Raw genomic sequence first — 732 nt, forward strand, 5'->3', positions numbered from 1 at the left:
CCTTGAAACCGGAGACGCGGTACTGCTGGTCGAGATCGCGGAAGCGGTTCTCGTCCTTGATGATTTCGCGTTCCTTCACCGGGGCGTCGCCTGGATCGATGACGACGTAGCTCTCAAAGTAGAGCACGCTCTCGAGCTCGCGGAGGGAGATATCGAGCAGGTGGCCGATGCGCGAGGGCAGGCCCTTGAAGAACCAGACATGCGAGCAGGGCGAGGCCAGCTCAATGTGGCCGAGGCGCTCACGCCGCACCTTGGAGACAGTGACTTCGACGCCGCACTTGTCGCAGATGACTCCGCGATGCTTCATGCGCTTGTACTTGCCGCAGAGGCATTCCCAGTCGGTGACGGGGCCAAAGATGCGGGCGCAGAAGAGTCCGTCCCGTTCCGGCTTGAAGGTACGGTAGTTGATGGTTTCCGGCTTGGTGACTTCGCCATGCGACCAGCTGCGGATCTTCTCCGGCGATGCTAGCTGGATGCGGATCGCATCAAAGTCGGCGATGGGGCTGGTCATTTCAAATGGGCTGGAACGGTACAAGGTGTTCCTCCTTGCGGCTGGCTATCAGCTGTTAGCTTTTAGCTCTTAGCTGCGGTTACGGTGGTTCCTGACTCTGTGAGCGAGTTTTGCAATATCGCTCGGTAAACTTAAAATCTTTTGCTGCCGCCGGCTGATAGCTGCTTCTTAATCTGCGGCCGCCATTTGCGGCTCAGGCGTTTCTTCTTCCGGTGTGCCGC

General features: G+C 58.6%; 1 pseudogene. It reads right to left on the reverse strand.

Annotated features, from left to right (window positions below):
• Window positions 1–535 (reverse strand): annotated as a pseudogene (locus ACP5MM_RS09820) (DNA-directed RNA polymerase subunit beta'); the annotation flags it as partial.
• Window positions 536–732 lie beyond the last annotated feature (197 nt).

It is taken from the genome of Acidithiobacillus sp. (genome assembly GCF_049965315.1).
GTDB lineage: Bacteria > Pseudomonadota > Gammaproteobacteria > Acidithiobacillales > Acidithiobacillaceae > Acidithiobacillus_B.